Source organism: Gemmata algarum (assembly GCF_034097035.1).
Lineage (GTDB): Bacteria > Planctomycetota > Planctomycetia > Gemmatales > Gemmataceae > Gemmata > Gemmata algarum.
The window spans coordinates 1-573 of record NZ_JAXBLV010000127.1 but is presented as its reverse complement, the minus strand read 5'-3'; the positions used below and the strand labels follow the sequence as shown (position 1 = coordinate 573).

Below are 573 nucleotides of genomic sequence, written 5' to 3'. Positions count from 1 at the left end.
CTGGTCGCCCGGCACGTTGGTCAGGATCTCGAGCTCCCGGTCCCCGTCCTCGGTCGGCTGGTCCAACCGCACCCGCACGCACCGCACCTGCAGCACCGGCTCCCCACCCACGCACACCCACATCGGCCGCTCGCTCGCCCGACCGGTATCGGTGCGCACCTCCGCGGTCCACTCCCCGTCCCCCTCGAGGGTCGTGTTCCCGTGCCGGCGGATCACGAACGACGCGCCCCGCTGATCGATCCGGGACCGGAACTCGGCGGTGCAGACGTTGCGGTCACCGACCCACACCTGGGCCGGTTGCACCAGCGGCATCACCGGGTCCAGAAGGGCTCGCTCCTGGGTGTGCCCGTCCTCACACGGGATGATGTCGGTGATCAACATCCGGTCCGGGTCCAGAACCGCCAGGACCAGCCCGGGGAGCGGGCCGGCGGTGCGCCCGCGGGTCACCCGGAGCCGCTTCGGGGTGGCCCACAGATGATTCCCGTCCAGGATCCGAACGGCCCGGTCGAGCCGTACCGGGTTCCGCTCGCCGCCCAACCGGCCGATCCGCTCGTGGCATCGGTCCGCGACGTG

Annotated in this window: 1 pseudogene; it reads right to left on the bottom strand. The window is 72.1% G+C overall.

What is annotated here, in order from left to right:
• Positions 1 to 573 (bottom strand): annotated as a pseudogene (locus R5W23_RS11335) (transposase); the annotation flags it as partial.